5 protein-coding genes are annotated in these 8,170 nt (G+C 62.6%); all 5 read right to left on the reverse strand.

The window, feature by feature from the left end; genetic code table 11:
• Window positions 1-255: GTP-binding protein (locus ABE546_RS18455; protein ID WP_346464516.1), on the reverse strand; the 255-nt coding region annotated here is incomplete at its 3' end.
• A 53-nt stretch (window positions 256-308) separates the two neighbouring features.
• Entirely contained in the window at window positions 309-2,450 is a 2,142-nt protein-coding gene (gene fusA, locus ABE546_RS18460) for an elongation factor G (protein ID WP_121044654.1), read from the reverse strand.
• 136 nt (window positions 2,451-2,586) lie between these two features.
• Complete coding sequence (gene rpsG, locus ABE546_RS18465) at window positions 2,587-3,054, reverse strand: 30S ribosomal protein S7 (RefSeq protein ID WP_019186122.1); 468 nt, start codon at window positions 3,052-3,054, stop codon at window positions 2,587-2,589.
• A gap of 12 nt (window positions 3,055-3,066) precedes the next feature.
• Entirely contained in the window at window positions 3,067-3,441 is a 375-nt protein-coding gene (gene rpsL, locus ABE546_RS18470; RefSeq protein WP_017356008.1) for a 30S ribosomal protein S12, read from the reverse strand.
• Window positions 3,442-3,787: 346 nt separating this feature from the next.
• A complete protein-coding gene (rpoC, locus tag ABE546_RS18475) occupies window positions 3,788-8,035 on the reverse strand; it encodes a DNA-directed RNA polymerase subunit beta' (protein WP_088434181.1) in 4,248 nt (1,415 codons plus the stop codon).
• Window positions 8,036-8,170: the final 135 nt, after the last annotated feature.

An 8,170-nucleotide genomic window follows, 5' to 3' on the forward strand; every position in this document is an offset into this window, starting at 1 on the left:
ATGGCCCGGGCAATCGACGTGGGCGTAATGACGTTCGGTGGATTCGTATTCGACGTGTGCGGTCGAGATCGTGATGCCACGTGCCTTTTCTTCCGGCGCGGCGTCGATCGAGGAGTAATCCTTGAACTCGCCGCCGAAGCGCTCGGCACCGATCTTGGTCAGTGCAGCGGTCAGCGTGGTCTTGCCGTGATCGACGTGACCGATGGTGCCGACGTTGACGTGCGGCTTGGTGCGCTCGAACTTACCCTTTGCCATTGTTGTATACCTTGGATATCAGAAAAGAATGAGGTGGAGTCCTGAGCTTACGCTCAGGACTTCTTGATCACGGTTTCGGCGATGTTGTTCGGCGCCGGCTCGTAGTGGTCGAACTCCATCGTGAACGTTGCGCGACCCTGGGTCTGCGAACGCAGCGAGGTGGCGTAACCGAACATTTCACCCAGCGGGATCATCGCGTTGATGATGCTGGCCGAACCGTCACCGGTGGTGCTCGAACCCTGCAGCACGCCACGACGACGGCTGACGTCGCCCATCACGTCACCCTGGTAATCCTCCGGGGTCACGATCTCGACCTTCATGATCGGCTCCAGCAGGACCGGCTTGGCCTTCTGGAAGCCCTGCTTGAAGGCCATCGAGGAGGCCAGCTTGAACGCCATTTCCGAGGAGTCGACGTCATGGTACGAGCCGAACACCAGCTTCACCTTGACGTCAACGACCGGGAAGCCAGCCAGCGGACCGCTGGTGATGGTTTCGCGCAGGCCCTTTTCGATCGACGGAATGAATTCCTTCGGAATCACGCCACCGGTGATGTCGTTGATGAACAGGAAGTCGTCCTTGATCATCGGACCGATCTTCGGGTCGGCACGGTCTTCAGCGGTGATCGGCGACAGCTCGATCACGACGTGACCGTACTGACCCTTACCACCGGACTGCTTGGCGTGCTTGTAGTCCGACTTGACGTCGGCCATCTGGATGGTTTCGCGGTACGCAACCTGCGGCTTGCCGACGTTGGCTTCAACGTTGAACTCGCGCTTCATGCGATCCACGATGATGTCCAGGTGCAGCTCGCCCATGCCCGAGATGATGGTCTGGCCGGATTCTTCGTCGGTCTTGACGCGGAACGACGGATCTTCCTGGGCCAGACGGCCGAGGGCCAGACCCATCTTTTCCTGGTCGGACTTGGTCTTCGGTTCGACGGCCATCGAGATGACCGGCTCCGGGAACACCATGCGCTCCAGGATGATCGGGTGGTCCTGCGAGCACAGGGTGTCACCGGTGGTGGTGTCCTTCAGACCCACCGCAGCGGCGATGTCACCGGCCAGCACTTCCTTGATCTCTTCGCGATCGTTGGAATGCATCTGCAGGATGCGGCCGATGCGCTCCTTCTTGCCCTTGACCGAGTTCAGCAGCTGGTCGCCGGCGTTCAGGGTGCCCGAGTAGACACGGAAGAAGGTCAGCGCGCCGACGAACGGATCGGTGATGATCTTGAAGGCCAGCGCCGAGAACGGCGCCTTGTCATCGGACTTGCGGCTCAGCGCAATGGTTTCGTCGTCCACGTCGGTACCGGTCACGTCCGGCACGTCGATCGGCGACGGCAGCAGCTGCACCACGCCGTCCAGCATGGCCTGCACGCCCTTGTTCTTGAACGCCGAGCCGCAGTACATCGGCACGATGTCGGTGGCCAGGGTGCGCACGCGCAGGGCTTCGACGATTTCGGCCTCGGTCAGCTCTTCGCCGCCCAGGTACTTTTCCATCAGCTCTTCGCTGGCTTCAGCCGCGGCTTCGATCATGTAGGTACGGGCCTCTTCGGCCTCCGCCTGCATGTCAGCCGGGATCTCCAGGTACTCGAACTTCATGCCCTGCGAGGCTTCATCCCAATGGATGGCCTTCATCTTGATCAGATCGACCACACCCTTGAAGCCGTCTTCAGCGCCGATCGGCAGCTGCATCGGCACGGCGGTGGCGCCGAGCTTGGCCTTCAGCTGGCCAACGACCTTGGTGAAGTTGGCACCGGTGCGGTCCATCTTGTTGACGAAGGCAATGCGCGGCACCTTGTACCGGTTGGCCTGACGCCACACGGTTTCCGACTGCGGCTGCACGCCACCGACGGCGCACAGCACGAACACCGCACCGTCGAGCACGCGCAGCGAGCGCTCCACTTCGATGGTGAAGTCGACGTGTCCGGGGGTGTCGATGATGTTGAAGCGATGCTCCGGCAGGGACTTGTCCATGCCCTTCCAGAACGCGGTGGTGGCAGCGGACTGGATCGTGATGCCACGCTCCTGCTCCTGCTCCATCCAGTCCATGGTGGCAGCGCCGTCGTGCACTTCACCGATCTTGTGGCTCTTGCCGGTGTAGAACAGGATGCGCTCGGACGTGGTGGTCTTGCCGGCATCGATGTGGGCCATGATGCCGAAATTGCGGTAACGCTCGATGGGAGTGGTGCGGGCCACGGGAGCCTCTCAATTTCTTGGAATTCGGATGGCCGAACGCCGCCTTTCGGCGGCCTTCGGATTGGCGCGGCACCCCAGGTGCCGCGGGGCAGCACCTAGATGGTGCTGCCGTGCCTGTTTTGCAAGGCCGTCAAACTCACCAGCGGTAGTGCGCGAAGGCCTTGTTGGCTTCGGCCATGCGGTGGGTTTCTTCGCGCTTCTTGATGGCGCCACCACGATTTTCCGAGGCGTCCAGCAGTTCGGCAGCCAGCTTCTTCGGCATGGTGTTTTCACCACGCTTACGAGCCGAGTCGATCAGCCAACGCATGGCCAGGGCCATCTTGCGCGACGAACGCACTTCGACCGGCACCTGGTACGTAGCACCACCGACACGGCGGGACTTGACTTCGACCGACGGAGCCACGTTTTCCAGAGCCTTCTGAACCAGCTCGACGGAATTCGGGTTCTTTTCGCCGATCACGTCCATGGCACCGTAGACGATCTTTTCAGCGACCGACTTCTTGCCGCTCAGCATCACCATATTGATGAAACGAGCGATGGTTTCACTTCCGTGCTTCGGATCCGGCAGGACAGAGCGCTGCGGCGTATTACCTTTACGAGACATGTGTACTTTCCCTTAGCTCTTCGGACGCTTGGCGCCGTACTTGGAACGGCCCTGGCGACGCTTGGCAACGCCGGAGGCGTCCAGCGAGCCACGCACGGTGTGGTAACGCACACCCGGCAGATCCTTGACGCGACCGCCACGGATGAGGACCACGGAGTGCTCCTGCAGGTTGTGGCCTTCGCCGCCGATGTAGCTAATCACTTCTTCCTGGTTGGTCAGGCGAACCTTGGCAACCTTGCGAAGCGCCGAGTTCGGCTTCTTCGGAGTGGTGGTGTACACGCGCGTGCAGACACCACGGCGCTGGGGGCACTTATCGAGAGCCGGGGAGGCACTCTTATAAGTGGTTGCCTGCCGCGGCTTGCGGACAAGCTGATTGATCGTCGCCATCAGTATGTTCTTCTGAGAGAGGCCAATGAAAAGACTGGCCATGAATGCGGAAATGTGCGAGCAGGCGAAAGACCGGCCTGCTGAGACAGACGATTGTAGCAACCCGGCGAAAACGCAGTCAAATGCGCACGCGCCAAGCCAGCCCTGATCCCGGGCCGTTACAGGGGAGCCTTTTCCATGCCCCCCGTTCAGGTTGTCAAGCCGGTCCGTTGAAAGACCGGCGGGCATCCTACCTCATCGGCAGGCAGACGACCAGTGGCCGATGCCTGCTGATTTGCCGGGAGGGCCATCGACCGGAGTCGACGCCCCGCCCTGCCGCGGGCCCGGCCGAAGCCGGGCCTGCGTATTACTCGTCGCTGCCCGGAGCCTGTTCAGCTTCGGTCGATTCCACCGCCACGGCGGCCACCGGGGCCACCTCAGCCACGGCCGGCGCGCTGCCGGACAGGGTCTGCATTTCCGAGTCGGTCAGCCCGGAGGCGTTGCGACGACGGTTGGCGTGGTACGCCAGGCCGGTACCGGCCGGGATCAGACGGCCGACGATGACGTTTTCCTTCAGGCCGCGCAGGTTGTCCGAGGTGCCGCGAACGGCCGCTTCGGTCAGCACGCGGGTGGTTTCCTGGAACGACGCCGCCGAGATGAACGATTCGGTCGCCAGCGATGCCTTGGTGATACCCAGCAGGACCGGATCGAAACGGGCCGGCAGCTCGTTGCGGGTGGCCAGGCGGGCATTTTCCTCGATGACGCGCTGGCGCTCGGCCTGCTCGCCATTCAGGAACTTGCTGGTGCCCTGATCGGTGATCTCGACCTTGCGCAGCATCTGGCGGGTGATCACCTCGATGTGCTTGTCGTTGATCTTCACGCCCTGCAGGCGGTACACGTCCTGGATTTCCTTGACCAGGTAGGCCGCCAGCGGTTCGACACCCAGCAGACGCAGGATGTCCTGCGGGCTCGGCTCGCCGTCCACGATGGTTTCGCCCTTGGTCACGTGCTCGCCTTCGAACACGATCACCTGACGGTACTTCGGGATCAGCTCTTCGTGTTCCGAACCATCGGTGTCCTTGATGATCAGGCGCTGCTTGCCCTTGGTGTCCTTGCCGAAGCTGATGATGCCCGAACGCTCGGCCAGGATCGCCGGATCCTTCGGCTTGCGTGCTTCGAACAGATCGGCCACGCGCGGCAGACCACCGGTGATGTCGCGGGTCTTGGACGCTTCCTGCGGGATCTTGGCGACCACGTCACCCACGCCGACGGCGGCGCCGTCCTGCAGGTTGACGATCGAGCGCGGCGGCAGCAGGTACTGCGCCGGCAGATCCGTGTTCGGGATGGTCAGATCGTTGCCGTTCTTGTCCACGATGCGCACGATCGGGCGCAGGTCCTTCGCCTGCGAACCACGACGCTTCGGATCGGTGATTTCACGCGATGCCAGGCCGGTCAGTTCGTCGGTCTTCTCGATGACGGTGACGCCGTCGATGAAGTCGATGAAGCGGATGAAACCAGCCACTTCCGACACGATCGGGTGGTTATGCGGGTCCCAGTTGGCCACGGTCTGGCCAGCCTTGACCGCATCGCCGTCCTTGGACGTGATGGTCGCGCCGTACGGCAGCTTGTAACGCTCACGCTCACGGCCGTGGGCATCGAGCACCGACATTTCGCCCGAACGCGAGACCGCCACCAGCGAACCGCTGGCGTGCTCGACCGACTTCAGATTGTTGAACTTCACCGAACCGGTGGTCTTGACGGTGATGTTGTCCACCGCCGCAGCTCGCGATGCCGCACCACCGATGTGGAACGTACGCATGGTCAGCTGGGTACCCGGCTCACCGATCGACTGTGCGGCGATGACGCCGACCGCTTCACCGATGTTGACGATGTGGCCACGGGCCAGATCGCGACCGTAGCAGTGTGCGCAGACGCCGAACGGCGAGGCGCAGCTGATGGTCGAACGGACCTTGACCGACTGCACCGACGCATCTTCCAGCTTGGCCACCCACTGCTCGTCGAGCAGCGTGTTGCGGGTCACGATCGGATCTTCGTCGTTGCCCGGCAGGAACACGTCCTCGGCCACGACACGACCCAGCACGCGGTCCTTCAACGGCTCCACGACGTCGCCGCCTTCCACGATCGGGGTCATGGTCAGGCCTTCGGTGGTACCGCAATCCACCTCGGTGATGACCACGTCCTGCGCCACGTCGACCAGACGACGGGTCAGGTAACCCGAGTTCGCCGTCTTCAGCGCGGTATCGGCCAGACCCTTACGGGCACCGTGGGTGGAGTTGAAGTACTCCTGCACGTTCAGGCCTTCACGGAAGTTCGCCTTGATGGGCGTTTCGATGATCGAGCCATCCGGACGCGCCATCAGGCCGCGCATACCGGCCAGCTGACGGATCTGCGCCTGCGAACCACGGGCACCGGAGTCGGCCATGATGTACAGCGAGTTCATCGACTTCTGGTCGATGGTCTCGCCTTCGGCGTTGACCACCTTCTCGGTACCGATGGTGTCCATCATCGCCTTGGCGATGCGTTCGTTGGTGCGCGACCAGATGTCGACCACCTTGTTGTAGCGCTCGCCGGCGGTGACCAGGCCCGACTGGTACTGCTCCTGGATTTCCAGCACTTCAGCTTCGGCCTCGGTGAGGATGCCGCGCTTCTCGTCCGGGATCAGCATGTCGTCGATGCCGATCGACACGCCAGCGCGGGTTGCGTAGGCAAAGCCGGTGTACATCAGCTTATCGGCGAACACGACCGTGTCCTTCAAGCCCAGCTGACGGTAGCTGGAGTTGATCAGGCGGCTGATGTTCTTCTTGGTCAGCTCGGTGTTGGCCAGCGCGAACGGCAGGCCTTCCGGCAGGATTTCAGCCAGCAGGGCGCGACCGATCGTGGTGTCCACGATCGAGGTCTTGTTCTGCTTGTTGCCTTCCTCGTCGGTCACCACTTCGGTGATGCGGACCTTGACGCGTGCGTGCAGTTCCACCACGCGGTTGTCGTAGGCGCGCTTGACTTCGGCGATGTTGGCGAAGGCCATGCCCTCGCCCTTCTTGTTCACCAGCGAGCGGGTCATGTAGTACAGACCCAGCACGACGTCCTGCGACGGCACGATGATCGGCTCGCCGTTGGCCGGCGACAGGATGTTGTTGGTGGACATCATCAGCGCACGCGCTTCCAGCTGGGCTTCCAGCGAGAGCGGCACGTGGACGGCCATCTGGTCACCGTCGAAGTCGGCGTTGAACGCGGTGCAGACCAGCGGGTGCAGCTGGATGGCCTTGCCTTCGATCAGGACCGGCTCGAACGCCTGGATGCCCAGACGGTGCAGGGTCGGCGCACGGTTCAGCATCACCGGATGTTCGCGGATGACCTCTTCCAGGATGTCCCAGACTTCGGCTTCTTCGCGCTCGACCAGCTTCTTGGCGGCCTTGATGGTGGTGGCCAGGCCACGACGCTGCAGCTTGGCGAACACGAACGGCTTGAACAGCTCAAGCGCCATCTTCTTCGGCAGGCCGCACTGGTGCAGGCGCAGGTACGGACCGACCACGATGACCGAACGGCCCGAGTAGTCGACGCGCTTGCCCAGCAGGTTCTGACGGAAGCGACCCTGCTTGCCCTTGATCATGTCGGCCAGCGACTTCAGCGGGCGCTTGTTGGTGCCGGTGATGGCACGGCCGCGACGGCCGTTGTCCAGCAGCGCATCGACCGATTCCTGCAGCATGCGCTTTTCATTGCGCACGATGATGTCCGGCGCGTTCAGCTCGAGCAGGCGGCGCAGGCGGTTGTTACGGTTGATGACGCGGCGGTACAGATCGTTCAGGTCGGAGGTCGCGAAGCGGCCACCGTCCAGCGGCACCAGCGGACGCAGGTCCGGCGGCAGCACCGGCAGCACGGTCATGACCATCCACTCCGGACGGTTGCCCGACTCGAGGAAGGCCTCGACCAGCTTGATGCGCTTGGTCAGTCGCTTGAGCTTGGTTTCCGAACCGGTGCTGGCGATTTCTTCGCGCAGGCGGGTCATTTCCGACTGCAGGTCGATCGTGCGCAGCAGTTCGTACACGGCCTCGGCGCCCATGGCGGCATCGAAGTCGTCGCCGTGTTCCTGGCGTGCCTGCAGGTACTGTTCTTCGGTCAGCAGCTGGCGGCGCTCCAGGGCGGTCAGGCCCGGCTCGGTCACCACGTAGGCTTCGAAGTACAGCACGCGCTCGATGTCACGCAGGGTCATGTCCAGCATCAGGCCGATGCGCGACGGCAGCGACTTGAGGAACCAGATGTGCGCGACCGGCGAGGCCAGATCGATGTGACCCATGCGCTCGCGGCGCACCTTGGCCAGGGTGACTTCGGTGCCGCACTTTTCGCAGACCACGCCGCGGTGCTTCATGCGCTTGTACTTGCCGCACAGGCACTCGTAGTCCTTGACCGGTCCGAAGATAGCGGCGCAGAACAGGCCGTCACGTTCCGGCTTGAAGGTACGGTAGTTGATGGTTTCCGGCTTCTTCACTTCGCCGAAGGACCACGAACGGATCAGGTCCGGCGAGGCCAGCGCGATCTTGATCGCGTCGAAGTCCAGCGTCTGACGCTGCTGGTTGAAGAGGTTGAGCAAGTCTTTCATGGTGTTTCTCCGAAAGGAGGAAATCTTGTCGATGGGGCTGTCGGTTCAGATGTGGCGGGGGGGGGGGGGGCGGGCCCGCCCCCGCCCCAAGAAAATAACTCAAAACTAAAAAAATTTTAAAAGCAGACTCTTTGA

The sequence above is a fragment of the Stenotrophomonas sp. TWI377 genome (genome assembly GCF_039674525.1).
In the GTDB taxonomy this organism is placed as follows: domain Bacteria; phylum Pseudomonadota; class Gammaproteobacteria; order Xanthomonadales; family Xanthomonadaceae; genus Stenotrophomonas.

What these genes read in the sequence shown, in the direction of transcription:
- rpsG (WP_019186122.1), bottom strand. Translation starts at nt 3,054, where the DNA reads ATGTCTCGTAAAGGTAATACGCCGCAGCGCTCTGTCCTGCCGGATCCG.
- rpoC (WP_088434181.1), bottom strand. Translation starts at nt 8,035, where the DNA reads ATGAAAGACTTGCTCAACCTCTTCAACCAGCAGCGTCAGACGCTGGAC.
- rpsL (WP_017356008.1), bottom strand. Translation starts at nt 3,441, where the DNA reads ATGGCGACGATCAATCAGCTTGTCCGCAAGCCGCGGCAGGCAACCACT.